This is a genomic window from Paenibacillus sp. FSL P2-0089, assembly GCF_038595095.1.
Taxonomy (GTDB): Bacteria; Bacillota; Bacilli; order Paenibacillales; family Paenibacillaceae; genus Paenibacillus_AQ; species Paenibacillus_AQ silagei.
Window position 1 is genome coordinate 70,701 of record NZ_CP152006.1, and the last position, 22,345, is coordinate 93,045.

Sequence of the window (22,345 nt, forward strand, 5' to 3'; positions counted from 1 at the left end):
ATCGAAAAACCGACCACAATGGGACTGGGAGCGCCGCGTAGGCCAAATGTAATCGAAAAACCGACCACAATGGGACTGGGAGAGCCGCGTAGGCCAAATGTAATCGAAAAACCGACCACAATGGGACTGGGAGCGCCGCGTAGGCCGAATGTAATCGAAAAACCGACCACAATCGGATTGGGAGCGCGGCGTAGGCCGTGCGTTTATCGCAGCGCCAGACGTATTTTCAAAGAAAAACCAAATACAATGTGCTAGCGTGAGGGCGCAGGGTCCGGAGGAAGTACATAGAAAGCAAAAATCAGGGACACTAATGCCCCTGATTTCGCTTGATGGCCCAGAATAAGTTGTTACAGTTAGGGTGAGGATGTGCTGTAGCGGCAGTCTACTGCTTACCACTTGGAGCCGCCGGAGCTTCGGCCGGATTTGCCGCCGCCAAACGAAGAGCCGCCGGAGGAACGTCCGCCGCCACCGCCGCCGCCCCAAGAAGAGCCGCCGGAGGAGCGCCCGCCGCCGAATCCTCCGCCCGGCGGGCCGGAATTGCGTCTGCGGGCTTGTTCCCGGCGCTGCTGCTCCCGCAGCATGGCCATTTGGGCTGCGCGTTCGGCCTCTTCCTTCTGACGGACCAGCCGGTTCGCTTCTTCTACGAAGGAAGCAATCTGCGAAGCATAGGAGCGTCCTGTCTCCTCCAGTTGATCCAGATCGTAGGGACCTGAGGCCAGACGCTGCTCCAGCTCGGTATACTCCGGCAGCAGAGATAGCTGGAAGCGGTTCTGCGAGGCAATTCCTCTGCTGTGCAGCAGATTGTAGGCGGCATCCACCCGGCTCTGCCCTTCTGTGAACAGCCTGCTCAAGCTGTCGAGGCGCTCCTCCAGAGTGTCCAAACTGCTGCTCATGCTACTCATGCTGCTTGCCGTCTCATCCTGCAAAGCAAGCAGCCGGTCCAGCCCGCTGCGGGCATTGTCATACTCTCCGCGTGCATCGCTGGTCCAGGTCTCAAGCTGAGGCACTTCCGCCGCGCCTTGCCGCAGCGTGCCTCCGGCCTCCTCAAGCAATTGCTCCAGAGCGTCCAGGTGCTTCCGGGCGAACCGGTTCTTCGCCCCGGCAAGCCGGCTCTGTAATTCGTTCCGCCGCTGGCTAAGCGTTGCCCATGTGCTGCGTACAGTCTCCAGATCCTTGAGGTTATTCTGCCGGATCATAGCCTGGCCTTCCGTCATGGCCACGGCTTCAGTCAGAAGGGCATCCATGTCAGCGCCAATCCGGCGCACTTCGTCCATATCGCCGCTGTGCAGCGGCGCTTTCATGGAACTGGCGGCAGCGGAAGACTGCTCCAGGCTGTCGTAAGGCTTAACCTTCATATTGTGCAAGGAGTTCTGGTCGATCAGCCCGGCAATCCGGCTGCGGGTAGCCGCCAGGACACCGGGGAAGGCCTTCAGCTTATCGTCAAAGGTCCCCACATCCTGCATATCCTGCTCAATCTGCTGTTGCCGCTTTTTAGCTTGTGCAGTAATCTCCTGGGCAGCAATGGGGTCGAACAGCTCCAGTTGATCTGCCTTGGCCGTCTCTTCGGCCAGCTCCTGAAGATCTTGGGCAATCTCCTCCAGCGTATAGCCCGTCTCCAGGGCCGCTTGCTGCCGCTGTTCTTCAAGCTCCGGGGCAGCCTGCTTCAGCTCGGTGATCTGCTGCTTGACGTTCCGGTCGGCGTCGCTGACGACTGCGATATTCTTCTCCTCTTCCTCCAGGGAGGCACGGAATTCCCCCTCTGTCTGCTGAAGCTGCTCTGCCGCCGCCTTAAGCGCAGACAAGCGGTAGAACGGCGGCAATGGTGCTTGCCCGGCGGTCTGCAACGCAGAGATTTCGACCAGCCGGGAGGTCAGGCGCTTCGAGATGCCCTCGACCCTCTCACCAGTCTTGCCCTGCACAATCCCCTGGAAAGGCTGAAGGGACTCCAGAGCGCGGTTCGCCCGTACCAATAGGTCGGCGAGCTGCTCACGCTGCACGGACAGTCCCTTGCGGCGGCGCATTCCGGTAATTGCCACATACAGCAGCAATATCAGCAGGGCGGCCAAGACAAGACCGCCTGCGACCGGCAGGAGAGGGAATCTGCTGCTGCTGCCGTTAGGACTGGAGCCAGCTCCTGCCGTACCGGCATCCGCACCGCTGCCGGTATTACTGCTCTGTCCGCTGCTGCCAATGGCTTGCATCTGCTGGATCACAGAACGTATGCCTTCAGGGATATCTCCCTTTTTGGCATAAGGATTGAAATATTTCTCCAGCACCTTGTTAATTGCTGCGTTACCCGCAGCTCCGCCCTGTTGTAAGGACCAGGCATCGAGCGCATCCTGCAGCCCGGGGTTAATGAAGCTGATCTCAGTCAGCTGATTTTCATAAGCGATCAGGAGCAGGATGTCCCGGGACTTCAGCCCCCAGGTATCATATACATCCGCAGCATAACTGGACATGCCGCTCCCGGTCAGTGAGTCAACGGTTAAGACATGGAAGGTGTAACGGCCTGTAGTGGCTAACCCGGTAAGGCTCTCTACTTCTTGGGCAGACAGCAGCCGGGCTTCATCCGTAATTACTCCTTGCTGTGCAGGAATATTTGCAGCATAGACCCCTGGAATCCACAGCAGGGATAATATCAGGACCAAGGCGAGGGTGAGGTTTTTTCTCAATCTGACACACTCCGATCTATAGGCTATTGTTCATTGTAGTATGCTGATCATTATACTATATCATTACACATTCTAAGCCCCGCAGATGCAGGTACCCCGGAATTGATGGGCGATAGCGTCCACCCAAGTGCTCACGTTGATCCTGCTCCAAATCAAAAGGCGGTTCCAGCAGCCATTTCATGGCTTTTGGAACCGCCTCTTGTATAAGAAGTAAGCTATATTCATCTATTTCTGTATGAAATGGGCTATCTGGTCTCTAGGCACAGGATATACTGCAACCGGGACTTGATTTCTTTCTGCCATTTCATATCTCCGACTTTCACAGCAAGATTGAGCAGGTCCAGGTAATCGTCAACCTGCAGGGCGGTCCGGGTAGTGGCTGCGTTCATGGGGGTTCAGTCTCCTTTTAGCTCGAATATAGAAAATAGTGAATGTTGTACATCCAATAATGATAATCATTATCAACCGTTACTGTTATTATCCACAATTTAACCGCAAAAAGCAATACAAATCTAAAGTTTTTGATTAAATCTAAGATGATGCACTAAAGAATTAAGGATATGAAACCGCAGGATGTGCACAATTTATCGGAAATGAGAAAAAAGGAGCAGGAACCCTACCATATTTTGTCGAATAAGCTTGTATACATAGTTATGCCGATCTTACTTGGGATAAAGGAGAATTGCGATGAAGCGGTGTAAATTGTTGCTTCTAATTAGCATTGTGCTCATGCTTGCACACCCCGCTGCCGCTTATGCCGAAAGACAGGAAATTAAGTACCAGGCAGAACTGGAGTATCCACCTTATAAGTACATACAGAATGGTTATCTGACGGGCTTCGATATTGACCTGACAAGTATGATCTTTGAGAAGAACGAATATCTTGTCCACTACAGCACCGGGAAGTGGGAGCAGACGTACCGGCGGCTGAGTGAGGGCGGGATTGATACTACCGGGCTTATGGCAGTCAGCGAGGAGAGGAAGCAGAACATTCTTTTCTCGAAACCCGTGTTAAAAAGCTATATTTCTGTCTATTCGCGTCAGGAACTCCAGGTTGACGTGACGCTGGGCACACTCCGTAAGTACAAGATCGGTGTTGGCAAAGGACAATATGCAGAGACCATCCTGCAGAACGAGGCGGGTATCCCGCCATCAGAATACATAGAATATGCAACCGTACCGGATGCGTTGGACGCTCTGCGTCAGGGGGAGATCGACCTGCTGTTCGAGAATCAGGGGGTTGTCGATTATCTGATTGTAGAACAGGGCTTAACCGGTAATATTATCCGCAAAATGAGCAATTTGTATCCGCAGGATGTGGCCTACGGCATCAGCAAGTCCAAGCCGGAGCTGGTGTCCTACGTCAATGCAAGGCTAGAGCGTCTGGTAAGCTCAGGTGCCTTCGAAGAGCTGTACCAGCAGTATTTCTTCGTGCATTCCGACCATTATAATGAAAAGATGCGTAACCGGATTTTTACCGTATTCTCCATCGGGACCCTTCTGCTGGTATTCGGTGCCGTCCTGCTCCGGATGTATATCCGGCGGCTGCGCCGTACGATTCACTCCGAACAGGAATTCTTCAAGGATGTGATCGAGAATGCCGGAGTGATTGTGTGGGCTGTTCACGGGGACAAGCGGAGCGTGCGCTTCAATAAATATGCCGAGATGATGACCGGGCTGGAGGAGAAGGAGGTGCTGGGCGTAAGCATAGATGAGCTGCCTGGCCTGGAAGACGGTGCAGCCGTGCTTAGAGATCTCCTTGCCAGGGCGGCAGCCCGGGATTATGTGACCAATGTCGAGCTGAGGCTTCCTGACCATTCTCCGGGTGCGCATTATTTCTCCGTCCGCACAGCCCTCATTAAGGGGATGGATGAGCAGGCGGAGGATATCTTCGTACTGGTCGGCATCGATATCGATGAACGCAAGCAGAATGAGCTTAAGCTGCAGCTTAGCTACGAGGAGCTGGAGTCTACATATGAGGAGCTGGCGGCCACAGAGGTAGAGCTGCAGGATCAGTTCAATAGGCTGGGGGTCAGCGAACGGCGGTTCCGCCTGGCCTCGGAAGGCTCTGGTGCGTACATGTGGGAGCTGGACTGGGACAGCGGCTTCTACAAGCTCTCGGACCGGTGGTACGAGGTGATGGGATATACCGAGGCGGAGATCAACTCCTTCGAGGGAGGCGTGCTCAGCATTATTCACCCGGATGATCAGGAATCTGCGCGCAAGGCCAGACAGGAGCATCTTACCGGATTGACTCCGATCTATGAAACCGAATACCGGATGAGAACAGGGCAAGGGGAGTACATCTGGTTCGAGGTGCGGGGCAAGGCAATCGTTGACCCGAAGGATCAGATCGTCCTGTTCCTTGGTTCCCTGATCGATATCAGCAAGCGCAAGCAGGCAGAATTCAAGCTGAATAACAGCTACCAGGAGCTGGAGGCGACTTATGAGCAGCTTACAGCGACCCAGCAGGAGATTGTAGGACAATATGATATGCTGCTGGAGAATCAGAAGAATATGCATCGCCTGGCGTATATGGATTCGCTCAGCAATCTTCCGAACCGGCTCAGTCTGCTGGAGACGATGGAGAGTTATTTCCGCCGGACGGGAGGCAGTGCGGCGCTGCTTTTCGTAGATATGGATAATTTCAAATACATCAATGACACGCTTGGACACAAGTCCGGCGATATTCTGATCCGCAAGGCCAGCGAACGGCTCCAGTCTGTAGTGCGTGAGGAGGATCTGCTGTCGCGGCTGGGCGGAGATGAATTTGTGATTTTCCTCAAGGATATTGAGAGCCGGGTGGATGTGCTTAATCTGGCCGAGGATATTATGCGTGCGTTCCGCAAGTCTTTTCTTATCGGTGAGAGCAATCTGTATGTGTCCTCCAGTATCGGGATCTCCTTCTACCCAGAAGACGGCGAGACGACGGAAGAGATTCTGAAGAACGCCGATGTAGCGATGTACCGGGCCAAGGAAGAGGGGAAAAGCACCTACGTCGTATATGATAAATCGATGCATACCGCCTTCAATGACCGGATGAATATTGAGAAGCATCTGCGCAGTGCAATGAATAATAACGAATTCGAGCTGCATTATCAGCCGCAGGTACAGATGGAGACCGGGCTGATCTCAGGCTTCGAGGCTCTGATCCGCTGGAACAGTCCGGTCCTCGGCTTTGTCTCCCCGCTCTCCTTCATTAAGATCGCCGAGGATTCCCGGCTGATTATCTATATCGGCGAATGGGTGCTGCGGGAGGCCTGCAAGTTCATGAACAGCATCCATCAGCGGACCGGCATTCCTTATAAAATATCGGTGAACATCTCCATCATTCAGCTCCTGCAGGATGATTTCGTAGAGATTGTGCTGGACAGTCTGGAGGAGAGCGGCCTTGTGGCATCCAGTCTGGAGCTGGAAATCACAGAGTCTATCTTCATGGAGTCGTTCGGGAGTACGGTTAGCAAGCTGGAGTTCCTGCAGTCCCGGGGGATACGGATTGCCCTGGATGATTTCGGAACGGGGTATTCCTCCCTTAGCTATCTGCAGCAGCTGCCGATCTCTACGCTCAAGATGGATAAAGTCTTCATCGATTCCTTGGCCGATAAGGCCTTTAGTGAATCTTTTGTGCAGACGATTATTACTCTGGGCCACAAGATGGGTCTGGATGTAGTAGCCGAGGGCGTGGAGGATGCCAGCCAGTGGGCCTTCCTTAGAGAAGCTCATTGCGATAAAGTGCAGGGTTATCTGATCAGCCGGCCGGTGCCGCAGCGCCAGGTCATGGAGCTGCTTGTTCCGCAGAGACGGTATGGGGCGGAGGAGCTGGAATAGATATCAGACAGGTTCAGATGACAAGCGGGTCCCCGGCATAGGCTGCTATGCACGGTGGACCCGCTTTTTTGAAATATAGAAATCATATGTTTGGGGGCCCCGCTAAATACCTGAATCATCATTGCAAGTGTAAACGGCTTTGCCGTCCTTTTAGAGGACGGTACCGTTTTAGCGAGAAATAGAAGGATAAGTTATCGTGTGCAACATATAAATTCTTATATTTAAGCTAAAGCCACACTTTGTGGGATGGATGGACTTAGAAGATGACGATTTTGTTCTTGCCGGTTTTCTTGGCCTCGTACAGGGCGTCGTCCGCCTGCTGAAAGATAGAGCTCTTGGAATCTCCGCCGTTATATTCATGCATTCCGATGCTCACGGTAACCGATTCATTGTCCATTTCGCTGATCGGAAGGCTTGCAATTCCTGCGAGGATATTCTCCATAATGCGGCCCGAATCCTCTAATGTCTTGGATGTCAGAATAATCACGAATTCCTCCCCGCCGTACCGCGCTGCGAAATCATCCGAGCCGATATGCTGGAGCATGACAGCGGCGACCTGCCGGAGAACGATGTCTCCGACCCAGTGCCCGTACCGGTCATTGACCTTTTTGAAATTGTCGATATCAATAACCGCCAGCTGCATCGGAAAAGGATTGCTCTGCTGATGGTCAATCAGCCAGCCCAGGTACTCATGAAAGGTCTTATGGTTGTACAGGTCGGTCAGCGGGTCGATCTTGGACAGCCGGTCCATAATAATATTCTGGATGCGCAGCTCTTGCTCTGACTTCAACGAATTCTCCAGCGAGCGCATAAGATCCTTGCCCCGGGCTATAACACCGAAGCCGGCCAGGGAGGTTCCGGCTAGGATCAGGGTGATAATGATGTTCTGGATGCGTAGCGTGTAATCGGTAATAGAGGTGTTCAGAAATAGTATGATGATGTAGATCAGGCAGATCACAGAGGAAGCCCTCAGATAATTCTCCCTCAGATAGATCATGGACACCAGCAGCGGAAGTAGCATAATCAGCGGCTTCACATGATATTCGGAACTAAGATTCAGGATGAACACGATACCGCACAGGTGACTTCCAAGAATAATTGAGAATTCGGATAACAGCGGCTTGTATTTATGGACAGCCTCCAGAATCAGCAGCAGGGCGAACAGAATAGCATCTGGAATCCAGATATGCCTAATGAGATATGGCTTGTCGGACAACTCGGGCCGGTGGCCCCACATGGATAAGTAAACATATAGCTGGCTTGCCATATAAACAAAAAGCGCCATCCAAAAGGTATTGAGGAGGACGCGGTTCCAATACATTTGGCGAGGAGTAGGGGGCGGGATCTGCATAAGATGTTCCTCTTTTCCAGTGGCAATGTACTTATATATTCGACAATGTTCTCGTTTCTCCTTCTAGGTCTTATGTCAGGGAATAGGTCTGGAATAACGTTCGTGTTTGTAAGGTGTTTGTTAGGTTGTCTGGGTACGTGATTCTGAATAATGCTATAAACACGAACTATTCATGCTATTCATCATTGACACATTCGGATTTATTCGGTAAAATTCCAATTGCCCCGTAATAACGGGTTAAGTTGTTCGTATATCCTCAATGATAAGGTTTGGGGGTTTCTACAGGGGACCGTAAATTCCTGGCTACGAATAGGGTGCATTTTGCATACCTATGAAGAGGCCGGGTTTTTTTGTGTGCTGTTGTGTGCTGCTTGGTTAAGTGGACTAATATACTGCAGAGACGCTTTGCGGCCCCTGTCAACCGCAGGCCGAAGCCGTTTCACCTTGGGAGGAACAGAGAAGATATGAGTAAATATGATGTAATTGTTGTTGGAGCCGGTCCGGCTGGAATATTCGCCTGTTATGAACTAACACTGAAGGCCCCTGAGCTGAAGGTGCTGCTGGTGGACAAGGGACATGATATCTACCGCCGCAACTGCCCGATCCTGGAGGAGAAAATCAAGCTCTGTCCGCCCGCCTCCGGCCGCAAGGAATTCGCCGGGTGTCTGCCGGCCTGCTCCATTACTGCGGGCTTCGGCGGCGCTGGTGCGTACAGTGACGGCAAATTCAACATTACCACCGAATTCGGGGGCTGGATGACGGATTATCTGCCTCCTTCCAAGGTGATGGAGCTGATTGAATATGTAGATGGAATCAACCTGGAGCACGGGGCAACCCCGGTCATTACCGATCCGACTACGGAGAGCATTCGCGGTATCGAGCAGCGGGGATATGCCGCCGGGCTGAAGCTGCTGCGGGCGCAGGTCCGCCACCTCGGAACCGAGCAGAACCTGGAGATTCTGAAATCGATCTATGAATATCTACGGACACGCATTGATATGTTATACAAGACAGAAGTTGAAGATATCGTTACCGTCAAAGAGAACGGAACGCACCGCATTACAGGCATTATGCTGAAGAACGGGGAGAGTCATGAGGCTGGCCTGGTGATGATTGCTCCGGGACGGGACGGCTCGGCCTGGCTGACCGAGGTGCTGAAGAAGCGCAGGCTCAAAATGTACAATAACCAGGTCGATGTCGGGGTGCGTGTAGAGACCTCGGATGTGGTGATGCGGGAGATCAATGAGCATCTGTACGAGGGCAAATTCATCTTCAATACCTCCGTAGGTACACGCGTCCGCACCTTCTGCAGCAATCCCTCGGGGCATGTGGTTGTGGAGAATCACAGCGGAGCGATGGCCGCGAACGGGCACTCCTATAAGGACCCTGCGCTGGGCTCGAAGAACACCAACTTTGCGCTGCTGGTCTCCCATACCTTCACCGAGCCGTTCGACAAGCCGAATGAATATGCCCGGGAGATCTGCAAGCGGGCGAATGATCTGTCCGGCGGCGGGGTCATTGTACAGAAATACGGAGATATCCTGCGGGGCCGCCGGTCTACGGAGACCCGGATTAAGGAAGGGTTCCTGGAGCCGACTCTGAAGGAAGCGGTGCCCGGTGACCTGGGTCTGGTGCTGCCGTACATCACGATGAAGAGCCTGATTGAGATGGTTGAAGCCTTGGAAAAGGTAACCCCGGGCATCGCCTCCGAACATACGCTGTTCTATGGCGTGGAAGCGAAATTCTATTCCGCCCGTCCGAAGCTGACGGATGAGTTCGAGACCGAAATCTCCGGCCTCTACTGCGGCGGCGACGGGGCAGGCATTACCCGCGGATTGGCCCAGGCCGGAGCGGCTGGCGTGTGGATCGCCCGCGGCATGATGGCGAAGAATGCCCAAGAGGTTAGTGTACAACCGGCAGGGGTATAATCCTGGGCGGGATGACGCCGGAAGGACAGCCGTATCCTCATATGCTGGGGGTCGGCTGTTTTTATTGTTTTTTAGGAAACTATAGATTTGGGGATAAGTATTCTTTGAATGATTCGTAGAATGACTTTAATGCTGAGGTATGCTTAAAACCGAATGGAAATTGGCTGGTAGAGCGGCGCACGGACTAAAGGTATGTGGAAAATAGTATACATTGTGCTCGCAAGCAGGCGCACGGACCGAATGTATGTGAAAAACAGTATACATTGTGTTCTGATGCAGGCACACGGACCAAATGTATGTGCGGCCGGAAGTCCAAAACTTCTATGGAGTCACGGCAATCCCATAACAGAAAAAATATAAGTGAAATCTATATAGTAGTGGTTTCCTTAATTTAACTCTGCTGATATAATGTTAGAATACATAACATGATAGAGTGGAGTGAACGTGCAGAATGGGAATTCGCCGGAGCAAGGCCGCTATCGTTATTATTTTGCTGCTAGGTGTGGGGTTGTATGGCTTATGGATGGAGATGTACTGGGTACATAAGGTTGTCTATCTGCTGCTGATGGCGGCGCTTGCCGGGCTTGTGCTGGATACCCGACGGGGTGAAGTGCTTGCAGCCGGGCAATTAGCAGAATCCCGGAGCAAGGTAGAGCTGCTGGGCAATGAAATTGTTGTCACCTCGGACCGGCTGCATGGTGCTCTGGAGGAGATTACCCGTCATACCGAAGGACTTCAGCAGACAGCGGACTATTCGCATGCCTACGAGGTGGAGCTGCAGACCCGCAGCAATGAGGCGAAGGCCAATATTGAGGGGGCTTTTGCCAGGATGGGCGGAGTCGCAGCAGTTACCGGACAGATTGGAGAGCTGACCGGACGGCTGAGTACGGCGATGCAGGCAGCACGTACAGGGATGGCGGGGATGGTGGATTCCCTGAAGAATACAGATGGGGTCATGGAGGAATTGCAGGAGCAAAGCGGAGATATGCTGGGCAAATTCACCGTGTTAAGCGGACATATTGCGCTGGTGGAGGAGATGAACGCCCTGATCGTAGGCATCGGCAATGAGACCTCGCTGCTGGCCCTGAACGCCTCGATTGAAGCTGCGCGGGCCGGGGAAGCGGGCCGCGGATTTGCTGTGGTCGCAGGCCGGATCAGGCAGCTGGCCGATCAGAGCCGGGATTCCGTGGAGCGCTCTACGGCGGTGCTGCTGGATCTCAATCATGGAGTACGGCAGGTGCTGGAGTCGGTCACGAAGGAGCAGACTGCGGTTGCGCATGGAGTGAATGAAGTGGCGAAGGTGAAGCAGCGCCTCGGGGATATCTCGGCCCGGGTGGAGGAAGTTGGGATCATAGTTACGGAGTCAGCGGCTGCGGCCGAGCGTCAGAGCAGGCTGATCGACGAGGTGACCGGCGAATTGAGCGGTGCGGTAGGGATTGTCAATGAGACCATTGCAGGCGTAGACCTGACCCTGGAGCAAGTAACCCGCCAACGGACACAGATCGGACAGCTTAACGAGATCAGCGCAAGCCTGCTGCTGGAATCTCAGACCCTGCAGCAGTCGGTGAAAGGCATTGCCGGACGCGAAGTCATTGAGCTGGGCCAATATACGGCGCGGCTTGAGGAAATGAAGACGGTGCTTCAAGAGATAGCAGCCAAGCAGGAGATGTGTGCAGCGGATGCGGACATCCATGGCAGAGTTCTTACGGCCTGTAAGAATAAGGTGCCGGATGTGCAGGCCATCTGGTCCAACCGGACGGATGGCACCTTCATCTACTCCGAGCCTGCGGCCGGGCTGCTGAATGCGAAGCGCCGGGACTGGTGGAACGGGGCAATGGCGGAAGGCCAGTACGTCTCGCAGCCATATGTCTCAGCCATTACCAAGCGTTCCTGCATCACACTCTCCAGAGCAATTACGAACGGGGACGGTGAGATTGTGGGTGTGGTGGGGATTGATCTGGCAGTCTAGAGGCATTGAACAGTAGACGCATACGGCGCAGTAAGAGAGGGATAGTAGGTTGAATTGATTAGCGGGTCATTAGGCTGGAATGGAGATATAAGCATTTTGCGAACAAACTCAAATTTGCATAAGGTGCATTAAAAACATTGGCCCCAAAAATTTCAACGACGACAGCTCTTGAACGAGATAATAAAGTCATAGACTGCCGTTGTGTTATTGAGTTAACGTGGCTCTTTAGCATAACGAAGGACTACCATACGGTAGCCCTTCGGTGTTCAAGAGTCATTCCCTGTTAAATTAACGCTTATCGCCGTACTTTCTTGCCAACAGCGAGCCCTAGACTCAACCAACGTCCTTCATCGTGCAAAATAAAATCCTTCTCGCCTTCGTAATATCGGAAATTATCGAGCATCCATTGGTAACTCTCAGAGAAGTAAGAACTTTCGGTAATTAAAAAACCTTGATTTCGAAGTAAATTGCAATTCCAATCTAACGTCCGAATCCATTTTTTGTAAGACTGTAAGATATCGAAATTCTCCAAACCAAGCGGTATTGGATTCAATGTACACATAGGTTCTGCAATTCCAAAAAAACTGTTAGTGCGAGTAATGCGTGTGATTTCTTTCAGAGCTTGTTCCCTATCCTCTATCATAAAAAAAGAGCCGATACTAAAGACTGCATCAAATGCTTCGTCAGGAAATGGCATAAGTTCAGCATTCGCTCTTACTGCCAGAACGTTATTATCTACACCCTGTTCTGATGCATATTCCTGGATAACACTCAATGTTTCCCACAATTCCAATGTAATTACAGTTACTCCCCAATGTTTAGCTACCGTTGCCGCAACTTGACCAGTACCAGCGCCTATTTCCAATACACGCATACCTGGCTTCAATTCTAAAGCAGTAATTAGTGGCAGAGCCATTTCGTATGAACCCGCGCCTAATGGAGTTGGGTTTTGGATACTTAGAAAAGGATTATTCAAGACATTTTTCTCCCTAATGGGGAGTCGCAGTTATAGGGCTAATTAGGCGCTATATTCCCCGTTTTTTTGCCCATTATTCTTCTTACTTTTCATGTTAACCGCCTCCAATTCTTATATATTCCAAGTTTATCAAAAAACAATCAAGGATACCATCATCTACTATCCTGCCTTGAAGCTTTTTCATCGAGAGTCATAGTGACTGTTGCGCAGTCCGAAGAAAAGGTGCAGCAGTTATTTTGAGGGGCTGTTATAGCCCCTATAGATTACTTTCGTTTGTTACGGCCAATTAGGCCGCCCACTATCCAAAAGATCAAAATACCAACAAAGGCGAATACAATCCAAAAAGCTATACGCACAAGCTATCACTCCTTTAAAGAAACCATACGATAATAGTTAATTTTCCGCAATAGAAGGGCTTTTATACTCAGTGAGGGAACACGACATGCCTGGTTTGGAAATCCAATAGGATTACCTCAACCCTTAGAGGCGGCTGGGCAGATTGCTATAACCATTATCCCAACTTATAATGGACCGATAGCTTGTCCTATGGAGGCGTGAGTGTGCAATATAATCTGAGTATTCTGCTGCAATTGTTGGAGCGGGCAGCGCTGCTGCTGATGTGTCTGTTCGTCCTGAGCCGGGTGCCGCGGTTCAAGGAGATTTTTGCCAAAGGGGTTCATGCCCCTCAGGAGCTGGCGATTGTTACGGTCATCTTCAGCCTGTTCGCCATCTTCGGAACCTACAGCGGGATTAATGTGGAAGGGTCTCTGGTCAACGTGCGGATTATCGCCATCATAGCCGGAGGGATTCTGTTCGGTCCTTGGGTCGGGCTGATTACCGGGATCATCTCGGGCGTACACCGCTTCCTGATCGATATCGGCGGGGTCACCTCGCTCCCGTGTCTGATTACCAGCATTACGGCGGGCGTGGTATCCGGGATCATCTACCGGCGCACTTCGCCTGAACGCCGCTGGATCGCTGCCATTGCCGCCGGGATGGCCTGCGAGGCATTGACGATGGCGCTGATTCTGGTGATGGCTGATCCCCATTCGCTGGGCGTGGATATCGTGTCCAAGATTGCTTTTCCGATGATTGTGGGGCAGATCTGTGCCGGGCTGATCGTTACGCTTGTGCAGAGTGTAGAAGGGGAGAAAGAACGTATTGCCGCGAAGCAGTCCAAGCTGGCGCTGGAGATTGCCATTAAGACGCTTCCGTATTTCCGCAGTATTACTCCCGAGTCGCTGCGTACCATCTGCGGAATCATCCAAGAGGATATCGGGGCCGATGCGGTGGCAATTACCGATACCAGAGTCATTCTGGCCTACGTGGGTGTCGGGGAAGAATATTATGCCGAAGCTAATGAGATCATCAGTGAGGAGACGAAGCAGACGCTGAGCAGCGGGGAGATTACCATCCGTGACGACGATACCGAGTACATGAACCGGGACATCCGCTCGCTGATCATTATCCCGCTTAAGGAGAAGGGGGAGGTGACGGGATCACTCAAGATCTACTATACCCACGCGCATAAAATCACCTATTCCCTCCAGGCTATGGCTGTAGGGCTGTCACAGATCATCTCCACACTGATGGAGGTGTCACGGGTTGAGGGCATCAAGGAGATGGCCAACAAGGCCGAGCTGAAGGCACTGCAGACCAGCATCAACCCCCATTTTCTGTTCAATGCGCTGAATGCGATTATCTCCTCCATCCGGATCGACCCGGACAAGGCGCGCGAGCTGATCGTCAATCTGTCGGGGTATATGCGGTATAATCTGGAGCTGACCGATGAGTCCATAGATATCCGGCGCGAGCTGCAGCAGGTGCAGCATTATGTGGAGATTGAGAAGGCCCGCTTCGGCAGCCGCCTGAGCGTTCTGTACGATATAGATGAGGTAGCGGTACGCATTCCGAGTCTGGTCATTCAGCCGCTGGTGGAGAATGCGATTATCCACGGGATTTTGAAGGGGAAAGGGAACGGAACGGTAGACATCTCGGTCAAGGACCACGGAGACAGCGTAAGGGTGCGGATTGCCGATACCGGAGCGGGGATCAGTGAAGAGACGATTGCGAAGGTCTACAGCGGAAGCATGGAGGGCAACAAAATCGGCCTCAACAACGTGCACCAGCGTATCAAGTTGATCTACGGTACGGGTCTGACCATCCGGCGGCTGGCTAAGGGGACGGAAATCTATTTTGATGTGATAAAGGAGCAGCGATGAGAGCGATCATTGTCGAGGATGAAGTGCTGGCAAGACAGGAGCTTACGTATCTGATTCAGACCCATAGCCGGATCAAGATTGCGGCGGAATTCGAGGACGGGCTGGAGGCGCTGAAGTATCTGCAGACGGATACGGTGGATGTGATTTTCCTGGATATCAATATCCCTTCAATTGATGGGGTGCTGCTGGCCCATAATATCAGCCGGTTCGCGGTCAAGCCGTATATTGTGTTCATTACAGCCTATAAGGAGCATGCCGCCGAGGCATTCGAGATTGAAGCGTTCGACTATATTCTGAAGCCTTACAGCGAGACGCGGATCAGAGCGATGCTGCAGAAGCTGGAGGGTGCCATCGCGGCCAGGAGCCGCCAGGGGGAAGAGGGGCCGGTGAAGCTGGGCAGCGATAAGGTCAATCTGTGGAAAAATGAAAAGATTATCGTCGTCGATGCGGACGAGATCTATTATGCTTCGGCGCAGGAGAAAACAACGAGTGTGATCACCAAGGGGGAGGAATACAGCATGGCCCTCAGTATCAGTGAATTCCATACCCGCCTGCCGCAGGAGCAGTTCTTCCGCTGCCACCGCTCCTATCTCGTCAATCTGTCCAAAATCAAGGAAATCATCCCCTGGTTCAACAATACCTATCTGCTTAGGCTGCGTGATCTGAATGTGGAGGTTCCAGTCAGCCGCAGCAAGGTGAAGGAATTCAGGCAGATTATGCGTCTCTAACGGCAGTTCATTCCCCGTCAGTGTCATCTCATTCCGGATTTCTCTCAGAAGGAGCTCCTTTCGCTACAATGAAGAGGCAGAGTAAGCCTTGAAGCGACTTCAGCGACTTCAGAGAGAAAGAGGGAATTCTGATGATAACGGATACAGCCAGTAAACGGTGGCTCATCGTATTAGGTACAGTAATTATGCAAATGGGACTCGGTACCATCTACACCTGGAGCCTGTTCAACGCACATCTTGTTAGTACATTTGGGTTTGAGCTCAGCTCAGTTTCGATAACGTTTTCTATTACCAGCTTCGCCTTGGCCTTCGCCACACTGTTCGCAGGCAAGCTGCAGGACCGGTTCGGTCTCCGCAGACTGACCGCAGCTTCCGGTATACTGCTCGGACTGGGGCTGATTCTAAGCTCACAGGCCAGTTCCTTGCCGATGTTCTACCTGCTGGCTGGCGTAGTGGTCGGGTATGCTGATGGCACGGCGTATATTACTTCGTTGTCCAACCTGATGAAGTGGTTCCCGAAGAATAAGGGACTGATCTCCGGGGTGTCCGTGGGTGCTTACGGAACGGGCAGTCTGATCTTCAAATACATCAACGGCGGCCTGATTGAATCGGCAGGGGTGTCGAATGCTTTTCTATACTGGGGCCTGATGGTCATGCTGATGATCCTCCTCGGCTCGTTGCTGATCCGGGAGGTTCCGGTGGCTGCACCTGCTGTAACTGCTGCGGGAAACCGGGCATCGTCCGCTTCCGGGGCGGCTCTGCTGCCTAAGGATTATACGGTAAAAGAAATGCTCCGCACGAAGGAAGCGTACCTGCTGTTCGTGATTTTCTTTACCGCCTGCATGAGCGGCCTCTATCTGATCGGTATCGTGAAGGATATCGGTGTGCAGCTGGCGGGTATGGATGTGGCGACGGCGGCGAATGCGGTAGCGATGATCGCTATTTTTAATACGGCTGGACGCCTGATTCTTGGCGCATTATCCGACCGGGTAAGCCGCACCAAGCTGATTAGTATCACGCTCGCAGTAACGGCTGTGGCAATGTTTACCCTCAGCTATGCCACACTGAGCTATGGCCTGTTCTTCGCCTGTGTGGCGGCCATCGCCTTCTGCTTCGGCGGTAACATTACCGTCTTCCCGGCGATTGTCAGTGACTTCTTCGGCCTGAAGAATCACAGCAAGAACTACGGCATCATCTATCAGGGCTTCGGGATCGGCGCGCTGTCCGGTTCGTTCATCGCCGCCTTCCTCGGCGGGTTCAAGCCTACTTTTAACATCATCGGTCTGCTGTGTATTCTGGCCTGTATCCTGGCGGTTTCGCTTAAGCCTCCGGTAGCCAGAGCAGCCAAAGCCAAGGGAATGAGCCTGAAGCCTTCACGGCATACGGCTTAAACCATATATCGACTTATCGACTTACGTCGGCTTAAAGTAGTATAGACAAAGAGAATAGCTTTTGGAGAAGAGATGTCCTACGTTCGCGTGAGCGGGTGGTGGAGGTCTTTTTTTCATGGTCGAAAACAAACATGTCTTTCGAGGCACAACTCCAGCATGAAAATGAGCAGTGTACCTAATACAGAATGTCGTCCGTTCGACTGTTTAACGTACTTAATTCAGCAAACCGACCACAAATGGACTGGACGCGCTGCGTAGGCCAAATGTAATCGAAAAACCGACCACAATTGGACTGGGTGCGCCGCGTCGGCCAAATGTAATCGAAAAACCGACCACAATTGGACTGGGTGCGCCGCGTCGGCCAAATGTAATCGAAAAACCGACCACAATTGGACTGGGTGCGCCGCGTCGGCCAAATGTAATCGAAAAACCGACTACAATTGGACAGGGTGCGCCGCGTCGGCCAAATGTAATCGAAAAACCGACTACAATTGGACAGGGTGCGCCGCGTCGGCCAAATGTAATCGAAAAACTGATCACAATTGGACTGGGTGCGTCGCGTCGGCCAAATGTAATCGAAAAACCGATCACAATTGGCCCGGACGCGCTTCGTCGGCTAAATGTGGTCGAAAAACCGACCACATTTAGCGCGGTGGAGGTGCGTGGGCTGCCGAGAACAGGCGCATGGTGGTATGAGCGGGTATGGCTGAGTCAGAGTCAGCGGATATAGCAAAAAGGCATCCGGGAGGGCGTAGGGTTACGCTCTAACGGGTGCCTTTATGTTAATTAAATGGTTGGAGAAGCGATGGGCCGGGGGCTTAGCCTTCCAGCAGCAGGGATTCCGGGTCCTCCAGCAATTCCTTGACTCTGACCAGGAAGCTGACCGCTTCTGATCCGTCCACGATCCGGTGATCGTAGGACAAAGCGATGTACATCATCGGACGGTTGACCGTACGCTCCTCATCCAGCGCGATTGGGCGCAGCTGGATCTTGTGCATGCCGAGAATGCCGACCTGCGGGGTATTGAGGATCGGTGTGGACAGCAGGGAGCCGAACACTCCGCCGTTCGTGATGGTGAAGGTGCCGCCCTGAAGCTCCGGCAGGCTGAGCGTATTGGCGCGCGCCTTGGAGGCCAGCTCGCCGATACGCCGCTCGATCTCTGGGAAGCTAAGCCGGTCGGCATCGCGGACGACGGGTACGACCAGGCCTTCCTTGGCAGCTACGGCAATGCCGATGTCGTAATATTTTTTCAGCAGGAGATCTTCCCCGTCGATCTCGGCGTTCAGCATCGGGTAAGCCTTGAGCGCGCCGATGACGGCCTTGGTGAAGAAGGACATGAAGCCGAGTCCGACCTCGTGCTTCTCCTTGAAGGCATCCTTGCGGCGCTTGCGGATGTCGAGAATGGCCGTCATGTCCACCTCGTTGAAGGTGGTCAGCATCGCGGCCGTCTGCTGCGCTTCGACCAGGCGGCTGGCAATCGTCAGCCGCCGCCGCGACATGCGCTTGCGCTCGGTGGCTTTGCCGTCCTCGGCATGCGGCGCCTTGCCCGCTGCCGGCGGCGCGGGCTTCGCCGGCTCCGGCCGCACGGCCGCCGGAGCTGCTGGCGCAGCGGCCTGCGGCCCCGCTGCGCCATGACCATCCACATCGGCCTGACCGATCCGGCCGATAGGGTCGCGGGCACTGACCTCGCCGAGGTCGATGCCCCGCTCCCGCGCCAGCTTGCGCGCCCCCGGCGAAGCCAGGGCCGCAGTGCCTGCCGCCGCACCTTCGGCGGCGGCTGGAGCCGTTACCGCAGCGGCCGGTTCAGCCGCTGCGGCACTTGCGGCAGCAGCAGGCGCGCTGCCGCTCTGCGGAGCATTATCTGCTGCAGGCTTGCCCCCGCTGGCAGCACCTGCCCCGGCGGCGCTGCCGATGATGCCGATGGCTTCGCCAACGGCAACGTTCTCGCCCGCCTGGCGCAGGATGGAGGAGATGACGCCGTCCTCCTCTGCACTGATCTCGAGATTGACCTTGTCGGTCTCAAGCTCGGCAAGCACATCTCCCTGGCCGACAGTGTCGCCTTCTTTAACCAGCCATTTGTAGATCGTTCCTTCGGAAATCGATTCGCCCAAATCGGGTACTTTTATCTCGGACACAGGCCGTACCTCCCCAAATATAGTGGTGTGCGTGATATCGGATGACCGCCTTGCTGTGCTCAGGAAGACGGTACAGGTGCTTGCACTGCAGCATTCAATTTCAGGGCTTCCCGGACAATGCGCCGCTGCTCGAAGCTATGGACATCTGCGTAGCCGCTGGCCGGACTGGAACGGTCCGGACGGCCGATATACTGGACAGTGACCTTCTGCGGTGCGATGGCGCGCAGCCGGGATTCGGCATACGTCCACCCGCCCATATTCTTCGGTTCTTCCTGCACCCAGACGATCTCCTCCAGAGAGCTGAAGCTGCTCAGGTGAGCGCCAAGCTCGCGTTCCGGGAACGGATAGAGCTGTTCCATGCGCAAAATGTGCAGCCAGGAGAAGTCCTGTCCGCGCGTTGCCTCCAGCTCCGTCTGCAGGTCGATGGCCACCTTGCCGCTGCATACCACGAGGCGCTTCACGGCTTCCGGCTTACTGCCGAGCAGCGGCTCGGGAAGAACCGGCTGGAAGGTGCCCGAAGCGAGGTCCGCTCCGGCTGAGGTGCTGCGCGTGTTACGGATCAGGCTCTTCGGCGCCATGATCACCAGCGGCCGGGCATCCGGTTGTCCGCAGAGCGCGGCCTGACGGCGGAGCAGATGGAAATACTGCGAAGCGCTGGTCAGGTTGGCTACAGTCCAGTTCTCCTCGGCGGAGAGCTGGAGGAACCGTTCCATTCGGCCGCTGGAGTGCTCTGGTCCTTGGCCTTCATAGCCATGAGGCAGCAGGATCGTCAGATTGCTGCGCTGCGTCCACTTGGCACGGCCGGCGGAAATGAACTGGTCGATAATGACCTGAGCGGCATTGGCGAAGTCGCCATATTGAGCCTCCCAGATGACGAAGGTCTCCGGTGCGAACACGTTATAACCATATTCGAAGCCGAGGACAGAGGCCTCGGACAGCGGACTGTTGTAGACGCCGAAGGAAGCGCTGGAATCACTCAGCTGATGCAGCGGAGAATAGAGTTCGCCGTTCTCGCTGTCATGCAGCACCAGATGGCGGTGGGCGAAGGTGCCGCGCTGTGAATCCTGTCCGCTGAGGCGGATCGGCGTGCCATCCTTCAGGATGGTAGCGAAGGCCAGTGTCTCTGCCAGCGCCCAGTCTACCCGCTCTCCGTCATTCAGCGCATCCTTGCGGCGCTGCAGAATCCGTTCCAGCTTCGGATAGACCTTGAAGCCTGCCGGTACGCGCAGCAGCTCGCGGTTAATCTCCTGCAGACCAGCCAGAGGGAAGGCAGTCGGACGCTGCTGGGGACTGCCATTATCCAGCGCGACGGCGGTTTTGGACTCCGCATTCTTCTGCTTGCCTTCCTTCATCTGATCGAAGGCCTGCTGGAGGACGCTCTCCGCCTCGGCAATCATGTTCTTCAGATCATCGGCTGTGATTACCTTCTCGCGCTCCAGGCGTTCTGCATAAGCGCGGTACACAGTAGGGTGGTTCCGCACTTTGCCGTACACAATCGGCTGGGTCGTCTCGGGATCATCCATTTCATTATGTCCGTGGCGGCGGTAGCCGATCAGATCAATCAGGAAGTCCTTCTTGAACATATGGCGGTAAGCGCTGGCCAGACGGACTGCGGCAATGCAGGCTTCCGGGTCATCGGCATTAACATGCACGACCGGAATCTCATACCCTTTGGCCAGGTCGCTGGCATAATGGGTGGAGCGGGAATCCTCGCTCTCGGTGGTGAAGCCGATCCGGTTATTGACGATAATATGCACGGTACCGCCATTCTGATAACCCTGCAATTTGCCGATATTAAGCGTCTCAGCGACAATACCTTCGCCAGGGAAGGCTGCATCGCCGTGCATCAGCACAGCCATAGCCTTGCTTGTGTTCAGCTTAGGCAGTCCCGGAGCGTTGCGTTCTTCCTGTGCGGCGCGTGTGAAGCCCTCGACGACAGGATTGACGAATTCAAGATGGCTCGGGTTATTGGCCAGCGTGATCCGGGTGCGCACGGTCTCGCCTTCGCGGACGGCACGGTCAGCCCCGAGATGGTACTTCACATCACCGCTCCAGCCGTAGGTCACGCCCATGGAGCCTTCCGAAGGGAACAGCTCTTTGTTCGGCGAATGATGGAACTCTGAGAAAATAATATCATAAGGCTTGCCCAGAATATGAGCCAGCACATTAAGTCTTCCGCGGTGGGCCATACCCATCAGGATATGCTCGGCGCCGTCATGCGCGGCAGCCCGCACAATCTCATCCAGCATTGGCACAAGGGCATCATTGCCCTCCAGGCTGAAGCGCTTTTGACCGACGAAGGTCTTGTGCAGGAAGGTCTCAAAATGCTCCACCTGAACCAGCCGCTTCAGCAGCTCTTTGCGTTCTGTATTATTCAGCGGGGCAGGGGAGGTCATCGATTCCGCCTGGCTGTTGAGCCAGCGCAGCTCGCGTTCATCATGCACATGCCCGAATTCATAAGCAATGGTCTGTGTATAGGCCTGGCGCATTCTGTGGACGGCATCCATCGCGGTATGCACATCCGCAGGGGCATTATCCCAGATCAGCGAAGCGGGCAGGGCATTAAGATCCTCGCGGGTAAGCTCGTAGGTCTCCAGCTCCAGCCATTTGGCCATCGGGTTCGTGCTGCGCTCCAGCGGGTCAATGTCTGCGGCCATATGGCCATATATTCGAATATTGGCGATCAGCTTCGAAGCCTTGACAGCCTTCTTGAGCCACTCGGCATCTGCTGATACGGCAGGCCTTGGAGCCCTCTCGGCATCGGGTGCCAGTGGAGGGGGGCCGGATACGGTGAAGAGATCGCGGTAATGCTGTTCAACAGAAGAGGGGTCCTTGACAAATTGCTCATATCTTTCTTGGATGTAGCCCAGGTTGGGGCCGTAGTATTTGCTCCATACTGTGTCGTTATAGGGCTCTTTGACTGCCATGAATAGGTCCTCCTAACGGATAAACTCCACGCGAGGCATCCAGTGTGCCACTTGGCGGAGCTGCAAATGTTTGCGGTTTCATTCTCATCCTATTGTGCTACTTTCCGGCGGGGTAATCAATTCATACTTTCGGTCAATCCGTTCGCAATTTGGCATGATTCATTACAGTATTCATACGGAACTATCATAAATAGAAAAAACTCATATAACAGCCCGTT

Annotated in this window: 12 protein-coding genes and 1 riboswitch; of the genes, 6 read left to right on the plus strand and 6 right to left on the minus strand. The window is 53.9% G+C overall.

The window, feature by feature from the left end:
* Window positions 1–389 precede the first annotated feature (389 nt).
* Both NST69_RS00315 and NST69_RS00320 read right to left on the minus strand, forming a co-directional pair.
* Window positions 390–2,672, minus strand: coding sequence for a TPM domain-containing protein (locus tag NST69_RS00315; protein WP_342548197.1), 2,283 nt, complete (start codon window positions 2,670–2,672; stop codon window positions 390–392).
* A 245-nt stretch (window positions 2,673–2,917) separates the two neighbouring features.
* Window positions 2,918–3,061, minus strand: a complete 144-nt coding sequence (locus NST69_RS00320; protein WP_200869518.1) for a hypothetical protein — start codon at window positions 3,059–3,061, stop codon at window positions 2,918–2,920.
* 298 nt (window positions 3,062–3,359) lie between these two features.
* Between NST69_RS00320 and NST69_RS00325 the strand changes: the two genes are divergently transcribed.
* The gene (locus NST69_RS00325; protein WP_342548198.1) at window positions 3,360–6,500 is read left to right on the plus strand and encodes an EAL domain-containing protein; all 3,141 of its coding nucleotides are present in this window, start codon (window positions 3,360–3,362) and stop codon (window positions 6,498–6,500) included.
* A gap of 256 nt (window positions 6,501–6,756) precedes the next feature.
* Here NST69_RS00325 and NST69_RS00330 read toward each other — a convergent pair whose 3' ends face one another.
* Complete coding sequence (locus NST69_RS00330; RefSeq protein ID WP_342548199.1) at window positions 6,757–7,767, minus strand: GGDEF domain-containing protein; 1,011 nt, start codon at window positions 7,765–7,767, stop codon at window positions 6,757–6,759.
* 310 nt (window positions 7,768–8,077) lie between these two features.
* Window positions 8,078–8,177: riboswitch (purine riboswitch) on the plus strand.
* A 138-nt stretch (window positions 8,178–8,315) separates the two neighbouring features.
* On the opposite strand from NST69_RS00330, the gene NST69_RS00335 reads away from it, so the two are divergent.
* Window positions 8,316–9,779: an NAD(P)/FAD-dependent oxidoreductase gene (locus NST69_RS00335; protein WP_342548200.1), complete on the plus strand. Its 1,464-nt coding sequence runs from the start codon at window positions 8,316–8,318 to the stop codon at window positions 9,777–9,779.
* Between the two features lie 451 nt (window positions 9,780–10,230).
* A complete protein-coding gene (locus NST69_RS00340) occupies window positions 10,231–11,748 on the plus strand; it encodes a methyl-accepting chemotaxis protein (protein WP_342548201.1) in 1,518 nt (505 codons plus the stop codon).
* 295 nt (window positions 11,749–12,043) lie between these two features.
* On the opposite strand, the gene NST69_RS00345 is transcribed toward NST69_RS00340, so the two are convergent.
* Window positions 12,044–12,724: a methyltransferase domain-containing protein gene (locus NST69_RS00345; protein WP_340978318.1), complete on the minus strand. Its 681-nt coding sequence runs from the start codon at window positions 12,722–12,724 to the stop codon at window positions 12,044–12,046.
* Between the two features lie 560 nt (window positions 12,725–13,284).
* Between NST69_RS00345 and NST69_RS00350 the strand changes: the two genes are divergently transcribed.
* The 3 genes from NST69_RS00350 to NST69_RS00360 all read left to right on the plus strand — a co-directional run bounded on the left by NST69_RS00350 (window position 13,285) and on the right by NST69_RS00360 (window position 17,065).
* Window positions 13,285–14,946 carry a sensor histidine kinase gene (locus NST69_RS00350; RefSeq protein WP_342548202.1) on the plus strand — a complete coding sequence of 554 codons (1,662 nt, stop codon included), beginning with the start codon at window positions 13,285–13,287 and terminating at the stop codon, window positions 14,944–14,946.
* A complete protein-coding gene (locus NST69_RS00355) occupies window positions 14,943–15,674 on the plus strand; it encodes a LytTR family DNA-binding domain-containing protein (RefSeq protein ID WP_036723527.1) in 732 nt (243 codons plus the stop codon). Before NST69_RS00350 ends, NST69_RS00355 begins: the two co-directional genes overlap by 4 nt.
* Window positions 15,675–15,805: 131 nt before the next feature.
* The gene (locus tag NST69_RS00360) at window positions 15,806–17,065 is read left to right on the plus strand and encodes an OFA family MFS transporter (protein ID WP_342548203.1); all 1,260 of its coding nucleotides are present in this window, start codon (window positions 15,806–15,808) and stop codon (window positions 17,063–17,065) included.
* A gap of 818 nt (window positions 17,066–17,883) precedes the next feature.
* On the opposite strand, the gene odhB is transcribed toward NST69_RS00360, so the two are convergent.
* Both odhB and NST69_RS00370 read right to left on the minus strand, forming a co-directional pair.
* Entirely contained in the window at window positions 17,884–19,200 is a 1,317-nt protein-coding gene (gene odhB / locus NST69_RS00365; protein ID WP_342548204.1) for a 2-oxoglutarate dehydrogenase complex dihydrolipoyllysine-residue succinyltransferase, read from the minus strand.
* A 59-nt stretch (window positions 19,201–19,259) separates the two neighbouring features.
* A complete protein-coding gene (locus NST69_RS00370; protein WP_342548205.1) occupies window positions 19,260–22,127 on the minus strand; it encodes a 2-oxoglutarate dehydrogenase E1 component in 2,868 nt (955 codons plus the stop codon).
* Window positions 22,128–22,345 lie beyond the last annotated feature (218 nt).

Coding starts and splice junctions, on each gene's coding strand:
- NST69_RS00335 (WP_342548200.1), top strand. CDS start 8,316: ATGAGTAAATATGATGTAATTGTTGTTGGAGCCGGTCCGGCTGGAATA.
- NST69_RS00330 (WP_342548199.1), bottom strand. CDS start 7,767: ATGGCAAGCCAGCTATATGTTTACTTATCCATGTGGGGCCACCGGCCC.
- NST69_RS00360 (WP_342548203.1), top strand. CDS start 15,806: ATGATAACGGATACAGCCAGTAAACGGTGGCTCATCGTATTAGGTACA.
- NST69_RS00355 (WP_036723527.1), top strand. CDS start 14,943: ATGAGAGCGATCATTGTCGAGGATGAAGTGCTGGCAAGACAGGAGCTT.
- NST69_RS00340 (WP_342548201.1), top strand. CDS start 10,231: ATGGGAATTCGCCGGAGCAAGGCCGCTATCGTTATTATTTTGCTGCTA.
- NST69_RS00325 (WP_342548198.1), top strand. CDS start 3,360: ATGAAGCGGTGTAAATTGTTGCTTCTAATTAGCATTGTGCTCATGCTT.
- NST69_RS00320 (WP_200869518.1), bottom strand. CDS start 3,061: ATGAACGCAGCCACTACCCGGACCGCCCTGCAGGTTGACGATTACCTG.
- NST69_RS00370 (WP_342548205.1), bottom strand. CDS start 22,127: ATGGCAGTCAAAGAGCCCTATAACGACACAGTATGGAGCAAATACTAC.